The 25,959-nt window shown below is 57.9% G+C and carries 22 protein-coding genes; 9 read left to right on the top strand and 13 right to left on the bottom strand.

Going from position 1 to position 25,959, the window contains the following annotated elements; genetic code table 11:
* Positions 1-6: 6 nt before the first annotated feature.
* The 7 genes from AU11_RS04265 to AU11_RS04235 form a co-directional block, all read right to left on the bottom strand.
* Positions 7-555, bottom strand: a complete 549-nt coding sequence (locus tag AU11_RS04265) for a DUF2058 domain-containing protein (RefSeq protein ID WP_043316703.1) — start codon at positions 553-555, stop codon at positions 7-9.
* A 291-nt stretch (positions 556-846) separates the two neighbouring features.
* Positions 847-1,425, bottom strand: a complete 579-nt coding sequence (locus AU11_RS04260; RefSeq protein WP_043316699.1) for a YceI family protein — start codon at positions 1,423-1,425, stop codon at positions 847-849.
* Between the two features lie 299 nt (positions 1,426-1,724).
* Positions 1,725-3,320: an alkyl hydroperoxide reductase subunit F gene (gene ahpF / locus AU11_RS04255; protein ID WP_043316695.1), complete on the bottom strand. Its 1,596-nt coding sequence runs from the start codon at positions 3,318-3,320 to the stop codon at positions 1,725-1,727.
* A 216-nt stretch (positions 3,321-3,536) separates the two neighbouring features.
* Positions 3,537-4,103, bottom strand: coding sequence for an alkyl hydroperoxide reductase subunit C (ahpC, locus tag AU11_RS04250; RefSeq protein ID WP_043316691.1), 567 nt, complete (start codon positions 4,101-4,103; stop codon positions 3,537-3,539).
* 174 nt (positions 4,104-4,277) lie between these two features.
* Entirely contained in the window at positions 4,278-4,862 is a 585-nt protein-coding gene (locus AU11_RS04245) for an exopolysaccharide biosynthesis protein (protein ID WP_043316688.1), read from the bottom strand.
* 9 nt (positions 4,863-4,871) lie between these two features.
* On the bottom strand, positions 4,872-8,024 hold the full coding sequence (locus AU11_RS04240) for an efflux RND transporter permease subunit (protein ID WP_043316686.1): 3,153 nt from the start codon (positions 8,022-8,024) through the stop codon (positions 4,872-4,874).
* Positions 8,024-9,175: an efflux RND transporter periplasmic adaptor subunit gene (locus AU11_RS04235; RefSeq protein WP_081847924.1), complete on the bottom strand. Its 1,152-nt coding sequence runs from the start codon at positions 9,173-9,175 to the stop codon at positions 8,024-8,026. The genes AU11_RS04240 and AU11_RS04235 overlap by 1 nt, the downstream gene beginning before the upstream one ends.
* 266 nt (positions 9,176-9,441) lie before the next feature.
* Here AU11_RS04235 and katG point away from each other — a divergent pair, with 266 nt between their 5' ends.
* Together katG and AU11_RS04225 are read left to right on the top strand one after the other, a co-directional pair.
* Complete coding sequence (gene katG / locus AU11_RS04230; protein WP_043316684.1) at positions 9,442-11,676, top strand: catalase/peroxidase HPI; 2,235 nt, start codon at positions 9,442-9,444, stop codon at positions 11,674-11,676.
* Positions 11,677-11,824: 148 nt separating this feature from the next.
* Positions 11,825-12,946 carry a MipA/OmpV family protein gene (locus AU11_RS04225; RefSeq protein WP_043316682.1) on the top strand — a complete coding sequence of 374 codons (1,122 nt, stop codon included), beginning with the start codon at positions 11,825-11,827 and terminating at the stop codon, positions 12,944-12,946.
* Between the two features lie 40 nt (positions 12,947-12,986).
* Here AU11_RS04225 and AU11_RS04220 read toward each other — a convergent pair whose 3' ends face one another.
* On the bottom strand, positions 12,987-13,832 hold the full coding sequence (locus tag AU11_RS04220) for a DUF72 domain-containing protein (RefSeq protein ID WP_043318134.1): 846 nt from the start codon (positions 13,830-13,832) through the stop codon (positions 12,987-12,989).
* Positions 13,833-14,003: 171 nt separating this feature from the next.
* Between AU11_RS04220 and AU11_RS04215 the strand changes: the two genes are divergently transcribed.
* Positions 14,004-14,573 carry a hypothetical protein gene (locus AU11_RS04215; RefSeq protein WP_043316680.1) on the top strand — a complete coding sequence of 190 codons (570 nt, stop codon included), beginning with the start codon at positions 14,004-14,006 and terminating at the stop codon, positions 14,571-14,573.
* Between the two features lie 52 nt (positions 14,574-14,625).
* On the opposite strand, the gene AU11_RS04210 is transcribed toward AU11_RS04215, so the two are convergent.
* The 3 genes from AU11_RS04210 to acnB all read right to left on the bottom strand — a co-directional run bounded on the left by AU11_RS04210 (position 14,626) and on the right by acnB (position 18,223).
* Positions 14,626-15,096 (bottom strand): hypothetical protein, encoded by a 471-nt coding sequence (locus tag AU11_RS04210; protein ID WP_043316678.1) that lies wholly within the window; start codon positions 15,094-15,096, stop codon positions 14,626-14,628.
* Positions 15,093-15,524, bottom strand: a complete 432-nt coding sequence (locus tag AU11_RS04205; protein WP_043316675.1) for a hypothetical protein — start codon at positions 15,522-15,524, stop codon at positions 15,093-15,095. Before AU11_RS04205 ends, AU11_RS04210 begins: the two co-directional genes overlap by 4 nt.
* Before the next feature lie 83 nt (positions 15,525-15,607).
* A complete protein-coding gene (gene acnB / locus AU11_RS04200) occupies positions 15,608-18,223 on the bottom strand; it encodes a bifunctional aconitate hydratase 2/2-methylisocitrate dehydratase (RefSeq protein WP_043316673.1) in 2,616 nt (871 codons plus the stop codon).
* Positions 18,224-18,643: 420 nt separating this feature from the next.
* On the opposite strand from acnB, the gene AU11_RS04195 reads away from it, so the two are divergent.
* The 3 genes from AU11_RS04195 (at position 18,644) to AU11_RS04185 (ending at position 20,591) form a co-directional block, all read left to right on the top strand.
* The gene (locus AU11_RS04195) at positions 18,644-19,111 is read left to right on the top strand and encodes a DUF1289 domain-containing protein (RefSeq protein WP_043316671.1); all 468 of its coding nucleotides are present in this window, start codon (positions 18,644-18,646) and stop codon (positions 19,109-19,111) included.
* 78 nt (positions 19,112-19,189) lie between these two features.
* Positions 19,190-20,098, top strand: a complete 909-nt coding sequence (locus AU11_RS04190; RefSeq protein WP_043316669.1) for a lipid kinase — start codon at positions 19,190-19,192, stop codon at positions 20,096-20,098.
* A gap of 61 nt (positions 20,099-20,159) precedes the next feature.
* On the top strand, positions 20,160-20,591 hold the full coding sequence (locus tag AU11_RS04185; RefSeq protein WP_043316666.1) for a hypothetical protein: 432 nt from the start codon (positions 20,160-20,162) through the stop codon (positions 20,589-20,591).
* Between the two features lie 10 nt (positions 20,592-20,601).
* On the opposite strand, the gene AU11_RS04180 is transcribed toward AU11_RS04185, so the two are convergent.
* Positions 20,602-21,570: a hypothetical protein gene (locus AU11_RS04180; protein WP_051686941.1), complete on the bottom strand. Its 969-nt coding sequence runs from the start codon at positions 21,568-21,570 to the stop codon at positions 20,602-20,604.
* Positions 21,571-21,826: 256 nt separating this feature from the next.
* Here AU11_RS04180 and AU11_RS04175 point away from each other — a divergent pair, with 256 nt between their 5' ends.
* Positions 21,827-22,450 (top strand): tRNA-(ms[2]io[6]A)-hydroxylase, encoded by a 624-nt coding sequence (locus tag AU11_RS04175; protein WP_043318131.1) that lies wholly within the window; start codon positions 21,827-21,829, stop codon positions 22,448-22,450.
* 12 nt (positions 22,451-22,462) lie between these two features.
* Here the strand turns inward: AU11_RS04175 and AU11_RS04170 are convergent, their stop codons facing one another.
* Positions 22,463-23,404, bottom strand: a complete 942-nt coding sequence (locus AU11_RS04170) for a hydrogen peroxide-inducible genes activator (protein ID WP_043316662.1) — start codon at positions 23,402-23,404, stop codon at positions 22,463-22,465.
* Positions 23,405-23,524: 120 nt separating this feature from the next.
* Between AU11_RS04170 and AU11_RS04165 the strand changes: the two genes are divergently transcribed.
* Positions 23,525-24,202, top strand: coding sequence for a carbonic anhydrase (locus AU11_RS04165; RefSeq protein WP_231491523.1), 678 nt, complete (start codon positions 23,525-23,527; stop codon positions 24,200-24,202).
* 104 nt (positions 24,203-24,306) lie between these two features.
* Positions 24,307-25,956: a SulP family inorganic anion transporter gene (locus AU11_RS04160; protein WP_051686939.1), complete on the top strand. Its 1,650-nt coding sequence runs from the start codon at positions 24,307-24,309 to the stop codon at positions 25,954-25,956.
* Positions 25,957-25,959 lie beyond the last annotated feature (3 nt).

The raw sequence follows: 25,959 nt of genomic DNA, 5'->3' as shown, positions 1-25,959 counted from the left end.
GTCCGCTTACCACATCAGATCATCGGGGATTTCGTAGCCCGCATAGGGATCGTCTTCATCCGGCGTTGCGCTGCTGTTTTCTGGTGGCTGCACCACCATGGCGGGATTGCGCTCGGCAATTTTTTCGGCCACGACCTTGGGCACCAGCTCGAACTGTTCGCCCTCACCGACGATCAGTAGCCGGCCTGCGATCAGGTGGTCCTGTACTGCGGCGGAGACATAGATTTTTTTGACCTTCTTGTCGAAGGTGAAGTGGTAGGCAATATCGTCTTTGCCATTGCCGCCCCGGGACTGCTTGTTGCGCTCGATCAGCTGTTTGACTTGAGCCTGAATGGCCTTTTCCTGGGCGGCCGCCTCACGCTGGGCATTCAGTTCCCGGTCTTTGGCCACTTTGGCTGCACGGGCCTGTTCCGCTGCCAGTTTGGCCTCGTCCACCTGAACCTCGCCAGATTTCTTGGCCACTTTGTTCTGTTTGCGCTTTTCTTTGCTGATTTGCTTGGCTTTCTTGCCGTCTACCAGACCTGCCTTGAGCAGTTGATCCTGGAGTGATGCCATGGGGGTCTACCTGATGGGAACGTTCAGGCGGGAATTCTAGCGGATTTTGGTGGGGATGCGCAGCGTCAAGGAACTGCGTTGCTTGCGGTTAATTTCTGAAATGTCGATGAGAAGGGGCCGCTGCCGGTAAAGCCTCGCGAGACCTTCTGCGAGAGGGGCCGAAGGCGCCGCGAATACATGGAGCGGCCGGGCCACCTCGCAGAAGAGCCCCCGTGGATGGGTCTACGGCGTGTCTCGCGAGGCTTTACCGGCAGTGGCGTCGCCTCGAAACTGGTTCGAGGCGACGATCCGTTATTTCTGCTCGAAGACCAGACTGGTAGTCACCGGCACCATCGGGCTGATGCTATCCAGGCCAGCCACTTCGCGCAGCTTCTCGATACCTTCGAGCAGCTTGTAATCACCGGCATTGAGCAGAATGGGCGCCTTGGTGGTGACCAGCAGGCTGCCGCCTTCCAGGCCGGTAACATGAAGCTTGGCCTTGTGGGTTTTGGACTCGCCGTGAATCGCGACCGCAACATCCGCGTCCACCGACATGGTCTGACCGGGCTTCAGGGCCTTCAGTTTCGCGGCATCCACACTGGTGGAAACTGTCGCCTCGGCGAATTTCGCCGTCTCGAACAGCATCTTCTGCATCCGCTCATTGCGGATCGGGATATTGGTTTCCACACTGGCCAGGTCGATGGTCACCTTGGCATCGCCGCTATCGGAAATACTGCCATTCAGGCTCTTGAAAAAGTGGGTCTCAGCAATGGTGGACTTCTTGACGGAAACAAAGTTTACGCTGGAGTCGTCACCGGCCAGCTGCCAGTCAGCGAAAGCGGATACAGGCAGGGCAAGTAGGGATGCCAGGGCAATGGACTTCAAAGTCATGGTGATTCTCCTGTTTCAGACTCGGTATTGAAGCCGAGGTTTATTCCATACAGCTTGCGTCGACCGAAATCGACCAATCGGTTTCAGGTGAGAAACATTATCAGTCACTGTGGCTACTGGCCAGTGAAAGTCTGCGAATGGTAGTAAAAAATGGGAAGAAAAAAAGCCGGCTGATGCCGGCTAAAGGTTGAGGATGGTTCCCAGTTTGGATGGGAGGGGTGCCCATCGGGGAGAGGCGGGGTACCGCTGGGAGGCCAGTACCCCGGGTTGAAACGGGAAAGTCAAAACTACCGCGGCGATCAGCTTGCCAGTGACAGAGATTCCGCCTGTTCCCCCGCACTGTCATCGGTCACGGATGTCCGGATCAGGTGGTCAAAGGCTCCCAGCGCGGCGGTGGCGCCCGCGCCCATGGAGATCACAATCTGCTTGTAGGGCACCGTGGTGGCATCGCCCGCGGCAAATACGCCAGGAATGGAAGTGGCACCGCGGCTGTCGATTACGATCTCACCGACGCGGTTCATTTCCAGCCCGCTGTCCTTCAGGAACTCGGTGTTAGGTACCAGGCCGATCTGCACGAATACGCCCGCCAGTTCCAGCTTCCTGCTCTCGCCGCTGACGCGATCGGTGTACTGCAGGCCATTGACCTTGCTGCCATCGCCGAGCACTTCGGTGGTCTGGGCATTGGTGATGATGTCCACGTTGGGCATGGAGCGCGCCTTGCGCACCAGTACCTCGTCCGCTCGCAGGGTATCGGCGAATTCCAGCACGGTGACGTGCTTGACGATGCCCGCGAGATCGATGGCCGCCTCAATGCCGGAGTTGCCGCCGCCAATGACTGCCACGTGCTTGCCCTTGAAGAAGGGACCGTCACAGTGGGGGCAGTAGGCAACGCCCTTGGTGCGGTATTCGGCTTCCCCGGGCACGCCCAGTTCGCGCCAGCGGGCACCGGTGGCAAGCACCACGGATTTGCTCGCCAGCGTGGCACCGCTCTCCATTTGCAGCTCGATCAGCTTGTCACGCTTCAGCTCGGCAGCGCGTTGCCCGGTGATGATGTCCACACCGTACTCTTTTACGTGTTGTTCAAGGCTCGCTGCCAGTTTCGGGCCCTCGGTATAGGGTACCGAGATAAAGTTTTCGATACCCACGGTATCCATCACCTGGCCGCCGAAACGCTCGGCCACGAGGCCGGTGCGGATGCCTTTGCGGGCCGCGTAAATCGCTGCCGCGGCACCGGCCGGGCCACCGCCCAGTACCAGCACGTCGTAGGGCGCGCGCTCGTTCAGCTCTTCCGCCTTGCGCGCTTCGGCACCGGTATCAATTTTGGCCACGATTTCTTCGAGACCCATGCGGCCCTGGCCGAAGTGTTCACCGTTCAGGTAGACCGCGGGTACCGCCATGATCTGGCGCTCGTCCACTTCTTCCTGGAACAGGGCACCGTCGATCATCTCGTGGGTGATGTTCGGGTTCAGTTTCGCCATCAGGTTCAGTGCCTGGACCACGTCCGGGCAGTTTTGGCAGGACAGCGAGATATAGGTTTCAAAGTGGAATTCACCCTGGATATTGCGGATCTGTTCCTGCAACTCCGGATCCGCCTTGGATGGATGGCCGCCGGCCTGCAGCAGGGCGAGAACCAGGGAGGTGAATTCGTGTCCCATGGGGATGCCTGCGAAACTGACGCGTGGTGTTTCTCCGGCGGCCGCGATGGCCATGCTCGGGGTGCGCTTGCGGCTCTCCTGCTTCAATTCGATCTTGCTGGAGAGGTCGGTGATTTCGCTGGCGAGGTTGTTCAGTTCAACAGCCTTGGGGCTGCTGTCGGCGGACACACTGATCTCGATCGGAGTGACGATATTCTGCAGATAGGTGTCCAATTGTTTCTTTACGTTTGCGTCCAACATCGGTGTGTCCTGAAATTCGGGTATTTATCAGAAGTTGCTGTGAAGGCGCCGATGCCGGGTGCTCTCTTGTGAGACCTTCCGCGAGAGGGACCTCGCGGAAGAGCCCCCAGGGATGGGTTCACGGCGTGTCTCACAAGAGAGCACCCGGTAGCGGCGGCGCCACTGAACTCTATTCCGAGCTCAGATTTTTTGCGGGCCGGAGCCCGCAGCTATTCGTTAGATCTTGCCTACGAGATCCAGAGAAGGCGCGAGGGTTTCTTCACCTTCTTTCCACTTGGCCGGGCAAACTTCACCCGGGTGGGCGGCAACGTACTGGGCGGCTTTGATCTTGCGCAGCAGGTCCTGGGCATCGCGGCCGATACCGCCGGCATTGATCTCAACGATCTGGATCTTGCCTTCCGGGTCGATCACGAAAGTGCCGCGGTCTGCGATGCCTTCTTCCTCGATCATCACACCGAAGTTGCGGGTGATTTTGCCGGTGGGGTCGCCGATCATCGGGAATTGGATCTTGCCGATGGTGTCGGAAGTGTCGTGCCACGCCTTGTGGGTGAAGTGGGTGTCGGTGGAGACGGAGTAGATCTCAACGCCCAGTTTCTGGAATTCGGCGTAGTTGTCCGCCAGGTCGCCCAGCTCGGTGGGGCATACGAAGGTGAAGTCCGCCGGGTAGAAGAAGACCACAGACCACTTGCCTTTCAGGTCCGCGTCAGACACATCGAAGAAGTCACCAGACTGGTATGCCTTGGCGTTGAACGGTTTGATTTCGCTGTTGATGTAGTTAGCCATGGTATTTCCTAATCTCCTGAGAGAATTTTTGCCCGTCGTTGTGGGCCGTTTTTGAAAACAGGTTATTGGGTACGGGGGAAATACTATTAGCTGTTGGTTTCTTATAAAAATTATTGATTTCTATGGTTTTGATTGTCCTGGCCTATATCATTTTTCCATTTGATAGGTTTTGTCTTAAAAGAAGTAATAGGGGATCAATGCCAGCGCGGTGCCGGTCAGTGCAAATGCCAGCAGCTCCAGAGCGCCGTCGCGGGCCACCAGTGCCAGTCCAAACGCGATCAGTGCAAGTCCCGCCAGGGAGGCGGAGAAGGGAATGATTTCCATCAGTGGCAGCAGCAGGGCGATGACACTGCAGATACCGGCGGTAGCGAGGCTGCCGGCGCGGTACACCATGATCCCCAGACGCGGGCGCAGCCAGCGGTCGAGGTGTGCTGCGGGCTTTTCGATCCAGCTCAGCCCGTGCATCAGCGGGGATTTTGGAATGGTCCGGGTGAGCAGCCACTGTGGCAGCCACAGGTGATGGCGCAGCATCAGCATCTGCGTACTGATCAGTAACAGCAGGATGCCCATTAGCGTGGGCATACCGGGAATTCCCGACAGTGGGGAAAAGAGAATCAGTCCGGCGAGCAGAATTACCGGCGCAAAGGAGCGATCCCCCATGGCGTCGAGCACCTTGTCCAGGGTGATGTGGTCACTGGACTCGGCCATGGCTTCCAACTGCTGGACCAGCTGGCTGAGGTTCTGAATACGCTCTGACATGGTTCAAGGCTACACCTTGCCCGGTGCCTCTGCATGGCGCTGGTGCCACTCCAGCACAAAGGCGGTCAGCGACGGGAGCATGGTCAGGGTTACCAGGGTCGCGCCAATAATGCCCGCCATCACAATCACGCCCACTCCACGATAGAGCTCGGTACCGGCGCCGGGCAGGAACACCAGTGGCGCCAGACCAAAAATGGTGGTGAGTGTGGATATGGCGATGGGGCGCAGCCGGGAGTCCACCGCCTCCTGCACCGCTTCAACGGCGTTCATGCCATCTTCCTTCACGTTGGCGATGGCCCGGTGCACGATCAGGATAGGGTTATTGACCACCGTGCCCATCAGGATCAGAAAGCCGAGCATGGAGATCATGTCGAACGGTTGGTGTACCCCTTCAAAACCCATGCCGCGCAGTATCGCGCCGACGAGATTAAGTAAGGCGAGCCCGGCAATACCACCGGCAATACCCAGCGGGATTGTGGTCATGATCAGCAGCGGGTATCCCCAGTGGGAAAAGATCGCCACCATCAACAGGTAGATAATGGCGAGCGCCACCGCATAGTTGCTGCCGAGGGAGGCGCGGGTGGCGTCCAGCTGGTCTGCAGCGCCAGAAATATTCAGGGAAACTCCCAGCGGAACCTGGCCATTGTCGCGCAGATATTGCACCAGCTCCGAGCGCACCGCTTCCACACCGGTTTCCAGCGCGACCGAGCGCGGCGGAATGATATTCAGGCTGACGGTGCGGCGGCCGTCGATTCTGCGTACGGTGGCGGTGTCGACGGTCTCCTGGATCTCAGCGAGTTCTGATAGTGGCAATACTGTGCCACCAGGGGTGTACACGAAGATCTGTTCCAGTGTTTCTACGGTAGCTTCCGGTCCCTGCTGGTTGTACAGGTAGATATCCACCTTGTCGTCGTTCATGAAAAACTCGTTGACGAAGGCGCCGTCGGTCAGTGCGGCCACGGCAAAGCCGATGTCTTCCGCGCTCATGCCCACTTCTGCGGCACGGGCCCACCTGGGTTTCACTTCCAGCAGTGGCTGCGCCAGTGACAGGCTGGCGGGGCGGGTCTGAATATTGGGATTGTCAAAGATCTGTTGTGCGCGGCTGTAGGCCGTGCGAGCAACCTGATACAGGTCCGCGAGATTGGAACCGGAAATATCCAGGTTCACACTGCGGGTACCGCCGTCGTTGCTGCTGATGATGGAGCCCCGGGTCGCGAAGGCGCGCATACCGGGATATTGCTCGTACTGCTCGACAATCACAGCCATCAGTTCATCAATATGTCTCGGGTCCTTGGTCTCCGCAATAATGCGCAGGCTTTGCGGGGACACGCTGATGATAAAGAACTTCATCGGTGGCACTTTGGTGTCCCCGCGATCAAATGCCTCCGGTGCCGGTTCCAGATAGGGCAAAAAGAATTCCTGCAGCTCCAGCGCAATTTCTTGCATGGTGGCGAGGTTGTAGCCCGGCGGTGCATTCATACTGGCAAAGGTTTTTGCCTCCTCGCCCTCGGGGAGGTATTCCGCTGGCGGGGTGAGCAGCAGGATGATGGCGAGGCTCGCAGCGACAGTACCGCCGATGCAGTAGAGGCGCCTGGAGGGCGCGGCGAGCAGCCAGTGAATCCGTTCAATTACGCTGCGCCTAAGCCGGCTGTTTTCCAGGTTGTTTGCCGTGGTGCCATCGAATTTCAGCCGCGCACTGGCGGTGGGGATGACGGTAATGGCCACCAGCATGGATACGAGAATGGAAGCGGAAATGGCGATGGCAATGTCGGAATACAGTTGCCCGGCTTCCTCCGCGATAAACACCACCGGCAGAAATACCATGACCGTAGTAAGCGTCGACGCCAGCACCGCCGGCCACACCTTGCGGACCCCGCTGATTGCCGCCTGTAGCCGGTCCAGTCCGCGGCGACGCTCGAGCTCGATGCTTTCCAGTACCACGATACTGTTGTCCAGAGTCATGCCGATGGAAAAGGCCACACCCGCCAGAGAGATGACATTGATGGTGCGCCCGGCGATCAACAGGCCGATAAACGCGGCAATGGTACAGATGGGAATCCCGACCACGCCCAGCGCCGTGGCGCGGAAAGAGCGCAGGAAAGCGTACATGATGGCGGTGGCGAGTAGCGCGCCGATGGCGAGGTTTTTCCACACATTGAATACGGAAGATTCCACGTATCCCACGTCATCGGCAGTGAGGGACAGGTGCATGCCCTGCGGTTCGAGTAATTCCCGGTTAATCTGCGCGACTTCCCTGAGCATGGCGCGTTTGATATTGATCACATTGGAACCGCTCTCGCGGCGCACCGACAGGAAGATCACCGACTGACCGTTGACGAAGGAGCTGCTGCGGATCTTGAAGTGGTCCAGTCTGATCTCGGCGACATCCCCCAGGTACACGATACTGTCGCCATCCCGTCGCAGGATCAGTGCGCGCAGCTCCTCCAGATCTTTAAATCTTCCCAGAGTGCGCAACAGATAGCGGCGCTTGCCGCTTTCCACTTCTCCCCCGGAGATATCGCTGTTGCGCGCATTGATTACCGCGCGCACTTCGGAGAGGGTCAGATTGCGCTCTGCCAGCCGCTCCGGCTTCAGGCGGATCTGGATCTGTCGCTCGGCGCCACCGCCCACGTCCACCTGTGCCACGCCGGGAACCCCCGACATACGCGGGCGCACATTGTCCTCCACGTAATCCCGCAACATATCCATGTCCAGTCCGCGCGGGTTGCCGGGCAGGGGGGAGACGCGAAAGTACATAAACGCATTCGACGAAAAGGAGGTGGCGTACACCCGCGGCTCGTCCACATTTTCCGGGTAGGAGGGTACCTGGGTGAGGGCGTTGTTGACGCGTATCTGGGTTTCCAGAATATCCACACCAAAAGGAAATTCGAGCTCAATCTCGGCGGAACCCAGGTCGGCGGTGGACTGCAGTTCCTGGAGATAAGGGATGTTGCGCAGGTATTCCTCCTGCTCGATCAGGATTTCCTTTTCGATATCCTGCGGCGTGGCGCCGGGCCAGCTGGTGCGGATGGAGATGGTGCGTACCTCAAGGTCCGGAATCATCTGCACGGGAATACGGAAGGCGGCCACCAACCCGAGTATCGCGATGATCAGTACCGTCACCGTGACCAGAATGCCGTTTTTGATGATCTGCTCGAACATCAGCGGCTGCTCGCCCCAGTGTCGGTTTTCAGTGCCTGTTTGAGCACCACCTTCTGGTCCGGCTGCAGGCTCTCGTTACCGCGCACGACGACCTGTTGCCCCGCCGTGAGGCCGGATTTGATTTCGATCATGCCGTTAAAGCTGAGACCGGTGGTTACCGGCTGTTCATTTACCGAAACGGTACCGCCCCAACGGCTACCGGGGGCAGCGACCCACACGGTAATGCGTCCGTCGGGGTAACGCAGCACTGCATCTCGCGGTACCGCAATTCCCTGGCGATCGCTGGTCAATTGCAGTACCGCGGAAGCGGACATACCGGGGATCACCGCGTGAGCTTCTCCCGTATCGCCCCGGCGTTTGTCGTCAATAATGGTGCGCAGCAGGAAGGTGCGGCCGCCACTCCGGCTCACCGGAATACGGTGCTCCACTCTCGCGGTTAAGGTCTCGCCACTGTCGAGGGTGACGCGCAAACCCGTGTCGGGCTGGACGCGGGAAAAGTAGCGCTGGGGCACCTGGAAGTCTGCACGCAAGGTATCGGTATCCACCAGTTCGAACAGCGCGGTGCCCGGTTCCACCCATTCGCCCACATCCACCTCGCGCAGGCTGACCGTTCCCGAAAAGGGTGCTGCAACCCGGTGCCTGCGGAGCAGGGCGCTCAGACGTTCGGTTTCAACCTGAGCCGCCTGCAATTGCGCGCTGCGCTCGCGCACCTCCGAGCCGAGGCTTTCCACTTCGGTTTCTGCCACATGATTGTCGCCCACCAGGCGCTGCAGCTCCGCCAGACGCCGGCGGCTGTCCGCCAGTGTCTCCCGCACCCGTGCCACTTCTGCCAGGGCGGCATCACGCTGGATACTGCTGAGCTCCGGGTCGAGCGTGAGTAGTAGCGCTCCTGTTTTTACCCGGTCGCCGATATCCGCGTGGATGTCCTGAATCATGCCCGCGACTTCCGCCGACAGCAGGGCCTGGCGCAACGGGTTGATGGTGCCAGTGACAGGAACTTCCTCAATCAGTGGCTGCGCGCGTGCGACCACCGCCTCAACCGCAATCGGCGCGGCGCCGGATGCCTTTGCGCCCCGGTCTTCTGACGGTTGTGAATACACCGAAGACAGGGCAAGCAGCAATGGAATTGGCAGGAATCGGGTTAACCGCATGGAGGAAAAATCGTTAAACGTATCTGGCTAGTGTAGTTATCGTGTCCGGCGCTATTCACTGCATCGGCCGGTATTGAATAAGGAAAAACAATGAGGCTGATTTGCTCTCTTTATGGGTGGAGCGTCACTTCGAAAGATTTCCAGTTTTATCTCACTGGTTGGCGCCAGATATTTTCTCTTGTGCTTTCGCGCCTTACGTCAGTGCCTATATTCAAAACCAGCACTATTCAGAACAAACCAGCGAGCAACTCGCAGGAGGCCCTGACATGATCAAATCAACGATCCCCTTTTGCACCGCCGTCGCGTTGATGGTGGCGGCGCTTTCCGCGAGCCCAGCCATTCAGGCGCAGGAAAAACCAATGCCTGTCGCGCCGCCCGCCGGAGAACCGAAACCCAACAGCTTCTGGTGGCCGGAAGAGCTGGATCTCTCTGTACTGCGTAGCAACAGCCCCGCGTCCAACCCGCTGGGCGAGAGCTTCAACTATGCGGAAGCATTTAACAGTCTCGACTACAACGCGCTGAAAAAAGACATCGAGAAAGTGCTGACTACCTCGCAGGACTGGTGGCCCGCTGACTACGGCCATTACGGCCCGTTGATGATTCGTATGTCCTGGCACGCATCCGGCACGTATCGTGTTGTAGATGGACGTGGGGGTGCCGGTGGTGGACAACAGCGCTTCGAGCCCCTGAACAGCTGGCCGGACAATGTCAGCCTGGATAAGGCCCGTCGCCTGCTGCTACCGATCAAACAGAAGTACGGCAACAAGATCAGCTGGGCGGACCTGATGGCATTGACCGGCAATGTGGCGATGGAGTCCATGGGCTTTGAAACCTATGGCTTTGCCGGCGGCCGTGAAGACGACTGGGAAGCGGACCTCGTCTATTGGGGGCCGGAAACCAAGTGGTTGGATGACAAGCGGTACAAGGGCGATCGGCAACTGGAGAAACCGCTTGCCGCGGTGCAGATGGGCCTGATCTATGTCAACCCGGAAGGCCCGAATGGCAACCCCGACCCAATTGCTGCGGCCAAGGATATCCGTGAGACCTTCGGTCGTATGGCCATGAACGATGAGGAAACCGTGGCATTGATTGCCGGTGGCCACACCTTCGGCAAGGCCCACGGTGCGGTCAAGCATGACTGTGTGGGTAAGGAACCCGCTGCAGCGGGTATCGAAGAACAGGGTTTTGGCTGGCAGAACAAATGCGGTTCCGGCAAGGGCGCAGACACCTTCACCAGCGGCCTTGAAGGCGCCTGGTCGGTAAATCCCATTCAGTGGAGTAACCAGTATCTGGAAAACCTGTTCAAGTTTGACTGGGTGAAAACCAAGAGCCCGGCCGGCGCCACCCAGTGGATTCCGAAAGACGGTCAGGCCGCCAACCTGGTGCCCGATGCCCACGATAAGTCCAAACGCCACGCGCCCATCATGTTTACTACCGACCTGTCTCTGAAGATGGATCCCGAGTACAAGAAAATCTCCCAGCGTTTCCTGGAAAACCCGGATGAATTGCAGAAGGCCTTTGCCAAGGCCTGGTTCAAACTGCTGCACCGGGATCTGGGGCCCAAATCCCGCTATCTCGGGCCGGAAGTTCCAAAGGAAGACCTGATCTGGCAGGACCCCATTCCGGCAGTGGATTACACCCTGATCAGCGAGAGCGATGCTGCCAATCTAAAGAAAAAGATCCTGGCCTCGGGGCTGACGGTGCCGGAACTGGTACGTACCGCCTGGGCGTCTGCCGCCTCTTACCGGGACTCCGATGCGCGGGGAGGAGCAAATGGTGGTCGTATCCGGCTGGCGCCACAGAAAGACTGGCCAGTAAATACACCGGCAGAGCTCACCAAGGTGCTGGCCAAACTGGAAAGTATCCAGAAGGATTTCAACAACTCCCTCGGGGGCGGCAAGCAGATCTCTTTTGCCGATACCGTGGTGCTCGCGGGTAATACCGGTGTGGAGGAAGCTGCTAAGAAAGCCGGGTACAGCGTTCAAGTTCCGTTCAAGCCCGGTCGCAATGACGCCACGGCGGAGCAGACGGACGTGGAGTCCTTTAGCTGGTTGGAGCCCAGAGCCGATGCGTTCCGCAACTACTATGGCAAGGGTAATACCCTGTCACCGGCGGAAGCGATGGTAGACAAGGCAAGCATGCTCGACCTGAGCGTTCCGGAGATGGCCGTGCTGATCGGTGGAATGCGTACCATGAACACCAACAGTGATAAATCGGCAAACGGCGTGTTTACGGACAAGCCCGGCACGCTCAGCAATGATTTCTTTGTCAATCTCGTGGATATGTCCACGGTGTGGAGTAAATCCGGTGACAATCTGTACGAGGGTAAAGATCGCAAAACCGGAAAGGTGAAATGGTCTGCAACGCCAGTGGACCTGATCTTTGGCTCCAACTCCGAGTTGCGTGCGGTGGCCGAGTTTTATTCCGCCGACGATGCGAAGCAGAAGTTTGTCGATGACTTCGCCAACGCCTGGCACAAGGTGATGAATCTGGGTCGCTAGTGCACGGATGCATTCGCCACCGAATGGGTGCCCTGGGGGCGCCCATTTTTATTTGTGGTGCATTAATCGCAATGGGGGTGATCCACTAAACTGAAACTGCGTAACATACGGAAAAACCTCCAGACAAATTCCCGCGGAAATAACTCTCATGTCAGCACCTGGTCGAATACTGCCCGCGATTACCGTATTTTTTTGCGCCCTGTTGAGTCCAGGTCTGCTTCTGGCGGCGGCACTTGAGGTGCGGGTGATCAATGCACCTGCAGAGGGAAGCCTGATGTTTCAGGTGTATGACAACCCGGACGCCTTTGGGGATTTCCGCAGTCCATCCCGGGAAATTCCATTGTCGGTCAATCGCGAAGGTATATACCGTATTGAAGGTGTGCGCCCCGGCGCAGTAGCCCTGCTTGTCTACGCGGATTCCAACAACAATGGCGCCCTGGATCGCACGTTTATCGGAATTCCAAAGGAGCCGATCGGCCTTTCAAACGGCTACCGGCCGAAGGGGCCTCCCAGCTTTCAGCGTGCGAGCTTTTCACTGGCAGAAGGCGAAACCAAACCGGTCGACATCGAATTGTATGAAGTGCTGGGCGAATTTGGCCAGTGGGGTGTTGGGCTCGGCGTCATCGGACGCAGCAGCCCCTATGTCGGTTCGGATGCCACCGTCATTCAGGTAATCCCGGCCATCACCTATTTTGGCGAGCGCCTGCAATGGGTAGGGCCAAGCCTGCGCTATGGTTTGTGGGGCAGCGATACTTTCCGGTTTGCAGTGAATGCCACCTACCGGGTTGGTGCCTATGAAGAGGACGACAGCCCCGTATTGACAGGGCTGGGTGACCGGGACAGCACTCTGATGGCGGGTGTCGGGCTGGTGTACGACGGTCCTAACCGTATCGATGTGGATTTTCGCTATCAGCACGACGTACTCGATCGATTTGGTGGCGGCACCGCCGAGCTGCGGGTATCGAGAGGGTTTCAGAATGGCAACATCAACTGGGCGCCGTCGCTCGGTGTTAACTGGCTGAGCAGTGATCTCGCCAACTACGATTTTGGCGTGCCGACCTGGGGCGCGCTGCCTGGGCGCCCAGCGTACGACGTCGGCAGCACCGTAACGGTGGAGGCGGGCATTGGTGGGATGCTGGAAATTACCGAGCACTGGCGTCTGGTGCTGGACATCAATGCCGAGTATCTGGGGAACGATATCTCGGATAGCCCGATTGTGGGCGATGACTATGTCATCAAAGGGTTTGCCGCGATCACTTATACCTTCTGACAACCTTTTTCCTTGCAGAGATACTGCATCGCAGGTCGCGCTAGAACAGCCCCATTTGGGGCTGTTTTGGGTTAAAGCGCATGACAGGAGCCTGCGGCAGCCGGGCGTGGAGCAGTTCGGTCCATAAGGTGACCAGGTTCAGCGCATCTCCGTTATCCGGCATATGGATGAAAACGTACGGTCGGGTTCCCTGTTCGATCCAGTTCGCCACTCGCTCAACCCAGGGGGGCAGATATTCCCGATTGCTCTCCAGATCCGGGTGGCCGATATAGCGAATCACCGGCGGCGCATCAACCGGTAGCAGGTGCACTGGCACATTCGGTTTCTTGCGCTGCGCATCCACGATTGACGGGCTCTCCGCTTTTGCCGCAAACAGGCCGCGGCTGTCCAGGCACACACGTGCGCACTTGCGCTCGCGCAACCCCCGGTTCAGGGCGCGCTCTGCGTCACCTTTTTGGAAGAATGCGGAGTGTCGGACTTCCACTGTGCAGAAAAATGGATCCGGGAGATCATCCATAAACCGCCAGAGATTGCTCAACTGCTGTGGGCCGAATGTCGCCGGCAACTGCAGCAGAAACGGGCCCAGAACGTCATTCAGCGGAGAGACGATCTCCAGAAATTCGGTCACCAATTTTTGTGGTGGGGCGAGAAGGTGATCGTGGCTGATACTGCGGGGAAACTTGAGCAGAAAGCGAAAATCATCGGGAACCTGGCTCCGCCACTGAGCGCATTGCGCCTGACTCGGGGTGGCGTAGAAGGTAGTGTTGCCCTCGACACAATTCAGCACCTGACTGTAGCGTTCGAGCGGCGTGGCTCCCGGAGGTAGTCGTGCATTCCAGACCGGATGCTGCCACTGGGGACAGCCGAGAAAATACGGGAGATTCATGATTTCGCAGCGATAAATATTCCAGCGCAAATGTATCGAGCAGATTCCGCAAGTCAAGTCTGCACATTTACTTTTTAATCATTAGAATGCGCGACCTTTTCGCGGGTCAGTTTGGCAGGTGATCCACTTCTGACCCGCCCGTCTGGATATGAAGAGGTTGACTGAGTTTCTATGATCGTATTTACCCTGACCAATGAGGATACGGATCAAGTATGGGTGGGCACCGCGCGGGAAGGCATGACCCCGGAAGCCCGCTTTGAGCAGATTCAGGCCGCGGTATCTCTGGGCATCGATCATCCGTTTTATGATGAACTGAAAAAATTTGGCGCAGGCGCGTTCTCCGCGGATTTATTTGCCGTAGCCGAAGACCGTGTGGAGTTGCAGGAGATGGTCGAGGAGGCTCTGGACGCGCTGAATGCCAAGAGTCTGGTGGGTATCAAGACGGTAAAGCCCGGCACCACCAAGTCCGCACTGGCGCCGAAGGCAAAAACACGCGTGACTCGGGTGAAGCCAGCTTCGGGAGCGCCAACAAAGCCGAAGACCAGTAAACCGGTCAAGGAAAAACTGGCCACCGGCCGCACCGGAAGCGCTGCCAAAGAGCGGGCCATCAAGGCGGGTATTGAGGCGGAGAAAGCCCGTATAGCGGCTGCGAAAGCCCGGAAGGTTCAAGAAGAAGCGGATGAGATGAAGGCCATCCTGGCCGGCCTGGATGCCCGCGGCTCCACACTTTCACGCCGCTGAGGCGTCCACTAATCCTATCGCTGCGCGCTGGGGCTGCTATCGCGAGTAGCCCCTAGCGCTTGGTATAAAACCCTGTGTGGTCCAGTGCTTTGCGAATTTCGGCTACCGTTGCATTACTGAGCTGGCGGTAGTCGGGGTAGGGCGTCAGAAGGATGCGTTTCTCCACGTCGAGAGCAACTTCCGGGGCCCCTCTCAAAGGCTGAGCATTCAGCCCTTCAATACTGAAACGCTGCAGATTCTCCTTACCTCCTATCCAGTGCCACCCCGGCAATCTCTTCAGATGCGGCGTAAAGCACAGCGCCGTGCGCTCAAATAATTCATCGTCCCTGAAGCTGCGCCACTCTTCCTGCGGACTGGCAATTTTTGCCAGTAAGGTCACGATTTTCCGCCAGTGGTTGGAGTTATTTTCCATTAACCGACCGGCATCCGGCGCCGCGACCAACTCATCCAACCCCTCGGGGCGGTGGGGAAGATAGAGGGCGATTACTGGATTTGTCGGCCCCAGATAGTCTGCTTCTCTCAAAGTAAAGTGCAATTTTCCCTGGACTCCAGATGGAAGGCGGCAATCAGTGAATATTGCAGGAAGGGCACACAGGTGGTCAGGTAGTCCTTGATCCAATACTGGATATCTTCAACGTCCAGCTGCACATCAATTGCTACGAACTTGCATCGCACCACCTCTCGTGCGTCTCGCACCTTTTCGTCGTCGGTGACCACGATGGTCAGGGTCGAGGTGTCGACGTTCCACCCAAAAAGCAGATAGCGGGAGTCGTCCTGGAGGTTGTCCTCCAGGTGTTCACAGGCTTTATCGATACTCGCTTCGATCACGTGTCGTATGTCCTGTCCATCCGAGCCTTCAGCCTTTGTCTGATAGATCGTGTATTCGCGATCACTTTGCGACGAGGCGCCAGGGAGAGAGTTTTCGGTGGTCAAATTCCAATTTAGCGACATGCAAGCTCCTGTTCAGCGTTGATTCCATCGACAAAAAAAGCCCCGCTCTTTCGAGCAGGGCTCTCTGATCCTCAGTCCGTCACTTAAACAGCAACATCCTGAATCTCGGTTGCGGCGATGCGCTTACCTTCTTCGGCAGACTTCTGGAAGTCTTCAATCTGATCGAAGTTCAGGTAGCGGTAGATTTCCGCAGACATGGAGTTCAGGTTCTGGGCGTATTCCTGGTATTCCGCCGGGGTCGGCAGTTTGCCCAGGATGGCGCCTACAGAGGCCAGTTCCGCGGAGGTCAGGTACACGTTGGCACCGTCGCCGAGGCGGTTGGGGAAGTTACGGGTAGAGGTGGACAGTACGGTGCTGTTCGGGGCTACACGTGCCTGGTTACCCATGCACAGTGAGCATCCCGGCATCTCGGTGCGTGCACCGGCGGAGCCGTAGATGTTGTAGTAGCCTTCTTCCATCAGCTGGTGCTCGTCCATCTTGGTAGGCGGAGAGATCCACATGCGGGTGGAGATACCGCCTTTATGTTGCTGCAGCAGTTTACCGGCAGCGCGGAAGTGACCGATGTTGGTCATGCAGGAGCCGATAAATACTTCATCTACCTTGTCGCCGGCCACGTCGGACAGCAGCTTGGCATCGTCCGGGTCGTTCGGGCAGCACACGATGGGCTCTTTCACGTCCGCCAGATCGATTTCGATCACAGCCGCGTATTCCGCGTCGGCGTCGGCACTCATCAGTTCCGGTTTTTCCAGCCAGGCTTCCATGGCGCGTGCACGACGTTCCAGGGTGCGCTTGTCGCCGTAGCCTTCCGCAATCATCCAGCGCAGCAGGGTGATGTTGGAACGCAGGTACTCGGCGATGGAGTCTTCCGGCAGCTTGATGGTACAGCCAGCAGCGGAGCGCTCGGCGGAGGCGTCGGACAGTTCGAACGCCTGCTCTACGGTCAGGTTGTCCAGACCTTCGATCTCGAGGATGCGGCCGGAGAAGATGTTCTTCTTGCCTTTCTTCTCGACGGTCAGCAGACCTTCCTGAATCGCGTAGTAAGGGATGGCGTGTACCAGGTCACGCAGGGTGATGCCCGGCTGCATTTCGCCCTTGAAGCGCACCAGTACGGATTCCGGCATGTCCAGCGGCATTACACCGGTGGCAGCGGCAAACGCCACCAGACCGGAGCCGGCCGGGAAGGAGATGCCCATGGGGAAACGGGTGTGGGAGTCACCACCGGTACCTACGGTGTCCGGCAGCAGCATGCGGTTCAGCCAGCTGTGGATGATGCCGTCACCCGGACGCAGGGAAACGCCACCGCGGTTCATGATGAAGTCCGGCAGGGTGTGCTGGGTGTCGATATCAACAGGCTTCGGGTAAGCCGCGGTGTGACAGAAAGACTGCATGGTGAGGTCGGCCTGGAAGCCGAGGCACGCCAGGTCTTTCAGTTCGTCACGGGTCATCGGGCCAGTGGTGTCCTGGGAGCCAACGGTGGTCATCTTCGGCTCGCAGTAGGTGCCCGGACGGACGCCTTCCATACCACAGGCTTTACCCACCATTTTTTGCGCGAGGGTGTAGCCCTTGCCGGTGTCGTTCGGCTGCTCCGGCAGGCGGAACAGGTCAGACGGGCCGAGTCCCAGAGATTCGCGTGCCTTGGTGGTCAGACCACGGCCAACGATCAGGTTGATACGGCCACCGGCCTGCACTTCGTCCAGCAGCACGTCGGACTTCAGTTCGAATTCAGACAGCACCTTGCCGTCTTCAGACAGAATCTTGCCTTCGTATGGACGGATCTCGATCACGTCGCCCATGTTCAGGTCGTCAACCGGGGCTTCGAAGACCAGTGCGCCGGCATCTTCCATGGTGTTGTAGAAAATCGGGGCTACTTTGCCGCCGATGCAGATGCCGCCGCCTTTCTTGTTCGGTACGCCGGGCAGTTCTTCGCCGAAGAACCACAGTACGGAGTTGGTGGCGGACTTACGGGAAGAACCGGTGCCCACAACATCGCCGACGAAAGCGACCGGCAGACCTTTGGCCTGAATTTCTTCGATCTGGCTCATGGGGCCGGTAACACCGTGCTCTTCCGGCGTGAGGCCATCTCGGGTCATTTTGTACATGGCGCGGGCGTGCAGGGGGATGTCCGGGCGGGACCAGGCGTCCGGGGCCGGGGACAGGTCGTCGGTGTTGGTTTCACCGGTCACCTTGAAGACAGCAACCTTGATGCTCTCGGCGACTTTGTCGCGCTTGGTGAACCACTCGCCGTCCGCCCAGGACTGGATTACGGCTTTGGCCACTTCGTTGCCGGCTTTCACTTTCTCTTCCACGTCGTGGAAGGCGTCAAACATCAGCAGGGTGCCTTTCAGCTGTTCGCCGGCCAGTTCGGCCAGGTCTTTGTCGTCCAGCAGATCTACCAGAGTGGCGATGTTGTAGCCGCCCAGCATCATGCCCAGCAGTTTGGTGGCGTGTTCTCTGTCGATCAGCGGAGATTCCGCTTCACCTTTGACGATGGCAGTGAGGAAACCAGCCTTCACGTAGGCAGCCTCGTCCACACCCGGCGGTACACGGTTGGTGATCAGGTCCAGCAGTTCCTGCTCTTCACCCGCGGGCGGGTTTTTCAGCAGTTCCACCAGGCCGGCAACCTGCTCGGCATTCAGGGGCTTGGGTGGGATATTCTGTTCGGCGCGCTCGGCGACGTGTTTGCGATAGGCTTCAAGCACGGATAATTCCCTCTTTGGTGTATGGGGTGGAACCAACAGCTTTCCTGGAGTTCTGCGCGGCTGACGCCGTCCGTTGAACTCCGTTTTACATCAATGGCCGCTGGAAGCGGGTGGCGAATTCTACATTACTCGGTTAACGCTGTTAAGTTCGTTGAAAAATCAATAACTTACGCGAATTTTCACCATTCATGAAACAAATAAAGGTCTGTACGGGTGCGCGATTTCAAGTGAGAATCAATCGCATTCTGGCGCCTGTGGCGCGCCATTATCCATGTGATGAATGGGCGTAATCGCCTAACGGAAATGCTATTCTGTGCCGCCTCGATTCACCGCGTTTCCCACGAATTTTCAGCGCCCCAGCGGCTGGCGAGTACCGCGAGCGGCACAGGTGGCGGCAGGCAGAAGAGGTATTTTCGCTGCATGGCGATCTATAAAAAAGTCCGCACGCCGTGTATTGGCGTCTGCTCCACCGGTATCGGCGACAATGTTTGCCGTGGCTGTAAGCGTTTTGCGCACGAGGTTATCAACTGGAATGCTTACTCGGAAGAGCAGCGCCGCATCATAGCGGAGCGCCGTGACGGTTATCTTGCAAATGCGGTGCGCAGCCAGTTTGAGATTATCGATCAGAATCTACTGCTATCACAGTTGCGACATCAGCAGATTCGTTTTAATGAAGATCAGAACCCCTATTGCTGGGTGTTTGAGCTGTTGCGGGCGGGGGCCAGTCAGATCGCGAACCCTGCGGAATTCGGGCTGCGCCTGACCCCGGCGGCGCGGGGTGTGCCACTGACGGAATTGCGCAAACGCATTGATGACGACTTTTACGCGCTCTCGCAGGCGTACTATCTGCGGTTTGTCGCGCCCGGGCTGACCTCGGCAGCCCAGTAACCGATTCCACCGTCTTTGTGTGTTAAACATTGGATCGCAGTCGCGGGTGGGTGACGCCCGGAAAACAAGGAGTCTCGCTTGCCTCACGCCTCAAATCCCGCCGATAAACAGCTTCTTGTACTGATTAATCCTGCCAGCCGCAGTGGTGGGGACCGTGCCGATCAATTGGACGCCGGTGTGAGCCAGTTGCGCGAGGCTGGCTGGTCGGTTGAAGTGCGGGAGACCTGCGGCCCGGAAGATGCGGCCGCCAGTATTCACGGCGCCCGGGTAGATATTGTGGCTATTGGTGGTGGCGATGGCACCGTCAGTGGATGTGCCAGGGCGCTGGTAGAGCGGGGTCTGCCGTTTGCGGTATTGCCGATGGGCACTGCCAACGATCTGGCGCGCTCACTCGGCATAGAGTCGCTGGAGCAGTCGTTCAAGGCCATTAGGGATGGGCGCAAGACGCGCATTGATCTGGCACAGATCGGTGATGAATATTTTTTCAATGTCGCAAACCTTGGGCTGGGAGTGCAGGTAACTGAGGCGCTTACGCCCGATGTGAAACGTCGCTGGGGCGTATTCAGCTATCTCAAGGCGGTGAGTGAAGCGTTGACACGTCGCAACCAGTTTAAAGTCCGGCTTGAGATAGATGGCCGAAAGTTTCGCCTGCGTTCGATGCAGCTTGCGGTGGGGAATGGTCGCTTTTACGGTGGCGGTAATGTTGTGCACGAGGAGGCTACCATTAGCGATAGCCGCCTACATCTGTATAGTCTGAAGCCGCAAGGCCTGCTCGAACTGCTGTCGCTGGCGCCGTTTATTCGTCTCGGGCAGCATCGCGTATCCCAGCGGATATTTACGGAGTCGGGTGCAGAGGTACATATCGAGACTTCGCCTCCGGGGATGGCTGTTCACGCGGATGGCGAGCCTGTGGCGAAAACGCCGGTGAGTATTCGGGTTGTGGCGGGTGTGATTGAAGCGGTGGTGCCGTCCAGCGCATCGATGTAGCAAAAGTTTTCACAGCAAGAATTGTGGGCTTTCAGGTGTATTCGTACAGAGGATCATTCGAATGAGTTTTTTGAGAGATGACATCCAGGTCGCTTTGCAGTGGCTGCACAGCTGGGCCCTTGAAACTCTTTCACATTTCCAGTTCGTTGCTGACCACGAGGTTGGGGTGGAAGTGGTGGCGTTGTGTGGCGCACTCGCGACGGAGCGCGAGCAGCTGGCGGGGAAATTGGCGGCGGCGATCCGGGACACTGGTGATTTGCCGGCGGAACCAGATCCTGATCGAGAGGCCGTACTGCAGGTGCAGGAGCAGCTGTCAGGTATTTTTGCGGAACACGGCAGCGACGCGATGTTGGCCTATTGCCGCTCTCGCGAGGAAGCATTTTTAGCGCAGGTGCGACAGGAGGCAGGCATTCTCGAGGAGTCAGAATTCCGTTCGCTGCTGTCGGCGTGCCAATCCAGTGCGGAACTGGCTGTCGATCGCCTGCAGCCCTGAATGCCGTCCCTTATGTCCGATCAGACGAGTGCGGCCGGATGAGATGTACTCGCAATGCCGCTAGGAACGGCGTTTTGTCTACTTTCAAGTCCCGGCGCGTGCGCCGCCGGCTCGTGGGTGGGTTGTGATCTACGCCGGTGAATTCCGGTAAAGAGCGGTCTCCCTCGCTGTTGATGAGTACCGGCATGGCAGAATAGCCCACCTGTCGATATTCCTCCCGTGCCAGATCTTCTCGCGCACGAAAAATCTCCGCTACCTGAAGATTCGCTCTGCTCTGAATTTGAACCTGGCGTAAGTTATCGTGCTCGTCGCGGTGCAGTCCCGCCAACAGCTGCCGCTGATATTGAATCCCGGTGTCCTGTCCCTGTGGGTCCAGTTGCACCAGCTTTCGCTCACACCAGGCAACACTCACCTTCTTGATGGACTTGCGGGCTTTTATCCAGCTCAGAGCGATGGCATCCGGGCGCTGAGGGCAGAGCAGAATCTGGCGGTAACATTGACGCAGGTGCGCGCGGGGAAATCCCGCATCACCCAGCATATCGCGTAATTGTTGGTCGCGTTCCAAGGCGGGGCGCGGAGCGAGGGCCTGTTTGATGTTGGCAGTGATTTGCTGGAACGTCGCTTTTGCTGCATTCAGGCGAAGCGCGAGGTCAATCATGTCGGGTGGGACTGCCAATATTCCAGGGATCTGCAGCGTATGCCGTGCGTCCCCTGGCTGGTGCTGATCGCCGTAGTCGAGATTGCGAAATAGCGCGGCTGCCAGGGTGAAAGGACGCTCGAACGGTACACCGAGTCGTTCCGCTGTGTCGACGGCAAAGTCAGGTCTCAACAGGTAATGTCCCCAGGGGGGGGTGATTGAGTCCAGTGCCGATGTTTGCTGCGCCAGGTTCTCAGCGAGGTGGTGCATCTGTGCCAGAGTCTCGGCAAGGGCGTTGCGCAGATTTTTCAGCTTGAGTGCCGAGTGTTCAATGTCCGACATTTTGGGTGCCAGCTCTGTTTGATGAGCGGTGGTGGGATCGCAGTGCCTTCACGGTGCCGCGAGTCGGCCCTGGCGATCGGTTATGCGTAATAATAATCCACTTAATAAGTCGTTATCAAACGAAGCTGGCTAACCTATGGACCAACTCCGAGCTTCGTAATCCGGTCAACAAAAGGCGGGGAGGGGCGCTATAATGCGCCGCGCCGGGAGGCGTGTGCCTCCGGGTGTCCGCGTCCGTCTTGCCATGAGTTCTGATATGAGTAGTGCCCCGGTTCCCGACCTATCCGCCATCCACGACTTTCTGTTGTGTAAAACCCCAGACGCCTGGATTGAGGCGGCACTCGCTGAGCCGGAAATGATGCTGGTTGACCACGCGAATTGTGAAAAGAAGGCCGCCGGAACGGCGTTGAACCTGATGTTTCGCTACCTGGATAATTTTGAGCTGCTGAATAAGATGTCGCGCCTGGCACGTGAGGAGCTGCGACATTTTGAGCAGGTGATCGCAATCATGAAGAAGCGGGGGATCCGCTATCCGCACGTCACCGCGTCGCGCTATGCGGCGGGCTTGCGCGACCAAGTGCGTCGCGAAGAGCCCGGTCGGCTGGTGGATACGCTGATCTGTGGTGCGATCATCGAGGCGCGCTCCTGCGAAAGGTTTGCGCGAATTGCCCCGCATCTGGATGATGAGCTGCAGAAGTTTTATCTGTCTCTACTGAAATCTGAGGCGCGGCACTTTCGCGATTATCTGACGCTTGCGCAGAAGGCGACGAGCGAAGATATACAGCCGCGGGTGCAGGTAATACTGGAGGTGGAGCGCGACCTGGTACAGGGTGGCGATGACGAATTTCGCTTTCACAGTGGTGTACCCAGTCTCGCGTAATTGTTTACGTGGCTATTTGTACACCTCGACCACATCGCCCAGGCGCTCCGCCACAATGGTACGCAAGTCACTGGCCAGTTCCCGGTAAAAGCGCCGCGCCGGAGCGCTGGCTCTCCACACCAGTCCATGCTGCCGCCGGATCGGTTTGGCGCGCAGCTCACTCACGTGCAGTGCCTCCGGGTTGTGCATTTCAGAATGTACATACAGTCCGGGTAAGAATGCGACACCCAACCCCATCACGACCATCTGGCGCAGTGTGTCCAGGCTGGTGCCCTCGTAATCTCGCTGTAGCTGGGCGCCCAGGCGTTCGCATATTTCCTGCACCTGATGGTGGAAGTGATGTTGTCCTTCCAGGGTCAGCACCTTTTCTCCCTTGAGTTGTGATGGTGTCACCTGCGCTTTACCGGCGAGCCGGTGGTCGGCGGGTACAACAAATTTGAGCGGCTCGGTAAATAGAGGCTCAACGGCAATATCGTCGCGCTTCACCGGTAGAGGCACGATCGCAATGTCGTAAAGGCCTTCGGTGAGTGACTGGAGCAGGCGATTGGGCGGAGCTTCCCGAACGTACAGTTTCAGTTTGTGATGCCGGTGATGGAGTGCCGGCAACACATTGGGAAGCAAATACGGGCCCAGGGTCGGAGGTACTCCCAACTTGTAAGTGCTTTGATGCCCCTCTGAAATAAGGCTTGCATGCTGCGAAAATTCGCGAACTCCGAGTATAAGTTGCTTTGCGTGTTCAAGCAGCTCGCGGCCCTCGGGGGTGAGCAGGGTGCCAGAGCGATTGCGCTCAAATAATGGAATACCGAGATTGTTCTCCAGCGCCTGAATCTGTGAGGTGAGGGCAGGCTGACTGACTCTCAACTCTTCGGCGGCGCGGCGAAAACTTGAGTGTGACGCTATGGTCACAAAATATTCCAGCTGTTTGAAACTGGGGGGCTGTGTGGATTTTGGCATGGCAGCTCAGTAGTTTTTGATAACTTATGATTATCAGCAATAGGTATTTTAACTTATTGAACTATCAAAAAATAATGGATTCCAAGTTGAATGCCCGTTCCAGAATGATTGCAAGGAGTAATGATGGAGCACGTAATTTCCGGTGTGGCCAAGTTTCAGAAAGAAGTTTATCCCACCAAAAAGGCGCGTTTTTCGAAGCTGGCCGACGGCCAGAACCCTGAAGTCCTGTTTATCACCTGTGCCGATTCCCGGATTGACCCGAATCTTGTTACCCAGACCGAGCCCGGTGAGCTGTTTATCTGCCGGAACGCCGGCAACGTGGTGCCACCGCATAGCAATCATTCCGGTGGTATGACCGCGTCTATCGAGTTTGCGGTTGCCGCCCTGGGTGTTTCACACATTGTGATCTGTGGTCATACCGATTGCGGCGCCATGAAAGGTGCCATCGAACCGGAAAACCTTGACTCGCTGCCTCACGTCAGGGAGTGGCTTGGCCACTGCCGGTCCGCCACCGATGTGGTGCGGGATCGCCACGGTGAGCTGAGTAAGGCGCACCTCGACGAAGTGATCTGTGAGAATGTGGTCCAACAATTGCAACACCTGCGTACCCATCCCGCGGTAGCCAGCGGTCTTGCCAATGGGCGGGTCACTCTGCACGGCTGGGTTTACAACATTGGCAGTGGTGAGGTGCTGTGCTTCGACGAGTCCACTCGCGAGTTCAAGCCGATGGATGAGCGCTACCGCGCGATGTTCGGTGATCTGGCGGACTCTGTGGCCAAGGACACCTGCGGAAACTGATCCTGTCGGCTTCCAGAGTGTATGTCGTCTGCGTTTTGTACTGACTGAAGGGGCTGCTCTGCCCCTTGCAAGGAAGATCCTGAAGTAAAAGAGGTACCGTAGTAATGAAGTTCGACCTGTCTAATCTGCGCGGCGACATTACCGGGGGTATTACCGCCGGTGTCGTTGCCTTGCCATTGGCACTGGCCCTGGGTGTGGCCTCCGGGCTCGGCCCCATGGCCGGCATGTACGGTGCAATTGCGGTGGGTTTCTTCGCCGCATTGTTTGGGGGCACCGGCCCGCAAATTTCTGGTCCGACTGGACCAATGGTGGTGGTTCTGGCGGGGCTGTTTGCCAGCCTTTCCGGGGATGCCGCACTCATATTTACCGCGGTGATGCTCGCTGGCGCACTGCAAATCGCCTTCGGGGTTCTCGGTATCGGGCACTATATCCGCCTGGTGCCTTATCCGGTGATTTCCGGCTTTATGACCGGTATCGGTGTCATCATTATCATTCTTCAGCTGAACCCGCTGCTGGGACATGCGTCGCCAAGTGGTGTGCTGGGGGCGCTGGGCAATGTGCCAGAAGCCATTTCCTCGATTCATCCCGCCAACCTGGTGCTTGGCCTCGCTACGCTGGCGATGGTTTATCTGTGGCCGGGTAAGTGGGGGCGCTATCTGCCTGGCCCATTGGCTGCTTTGATTCTGGGTACCGTAGTCGCTTATTTCGCCTTGGATGTGCCGATTCTTGGCAGTATCCCCACCGGTTTGCCGGAGCTGCATATGCCGGTTCTGGGTGGCGAAAATATGATGCTGGTGGTGGAGGCTGCGATCATCCTCGCGATTCTCGGCTCTCTTGATAGTCTGCTCACTTCTCTGGTGGCGGATAATATGTCCCGGACCCGGCACCACAGCAATAAGGAGCTGATTGGTCAGGGTATTGGTAATACAGCGGCTGGATTCATCGGCGGTATTGCCGGCGCGGGAGCCACCATGCGGACTGTGGTGAACATCCGTTCCGGCGGTCAGACCCGTATCTCGGGCATGACTCATGCCCTGGTGTTGCTCGCCGTGGCGTTGGGGCTCGGTCCGCTGGCGGAGAATATTCCTCAGGCCGTACTGGCCGGTATTCTTGTGAAAGTTGGCCTGGATATTATTGATTGGAAATACCTAAAGCGTGCACATCAGGGCCCCCGTTGGGATCTGCTGCTGATGGTGCTTGTGCTCAGCATGACGGTGTTTGTCGATCTGATCACTGCGGTCGCGGCCGGTGTGGTACTGGCAGCCCTGGCGTATGTGAAGCAGGTGGCGAGCTTGCAGATCGAGCGTCTACGCAACCTGCCGGAGCACCTGGATAGCGAGGAAGACAAGGCTATTCTGCAGCGCAATCGCGATCGCATTGCCCTGTTTGAGTTCAGCGGCCCGCTCAGTTTTGGTGCGGCGGCAGACCTGGGGCATCATGTGCGCGAACAAAGCAGTAAGGAATCGCGGGTGCTGATCCTGAACTTCTCCTCGGTGCCGTATCTCGACCTGTCTGCGGCACTTGCGGTAGAGACAATTGCCGCGGATGCCAAGAGTAGCGGTAAGCAGCTCTATCTGGCGGGGATGAATGAAGAGGTGCACAAAGTACTGAAGGGCCTGAACGGTCGGATTCCTGCCTCAGGCACGTTTGAAACCCTGAGTGACGCGTTGAAAGCGGCGGAAGCGTCAATCGAATCGACCGCTGATGTTGGCGCGGGTGATCTAAACGGATTACCCAATGGCGGTGCGGCCTGATTG

Origin of the sequence: Microbulbifer sp. HZ11, from assembly GCF_000708675.1 — a bacterium.
Classification (GTDB): Bacteria; Pseudomonadota; Gammaproteobacteria; order Pseudomonadales; family Cellvibrionaceae; genus Microbulbifer.
The sequence above is the reverse complement of the archived record's forward strand: the minus strand, read 5'-3'. Positions and strand labels throughout refer to the sequence as shown.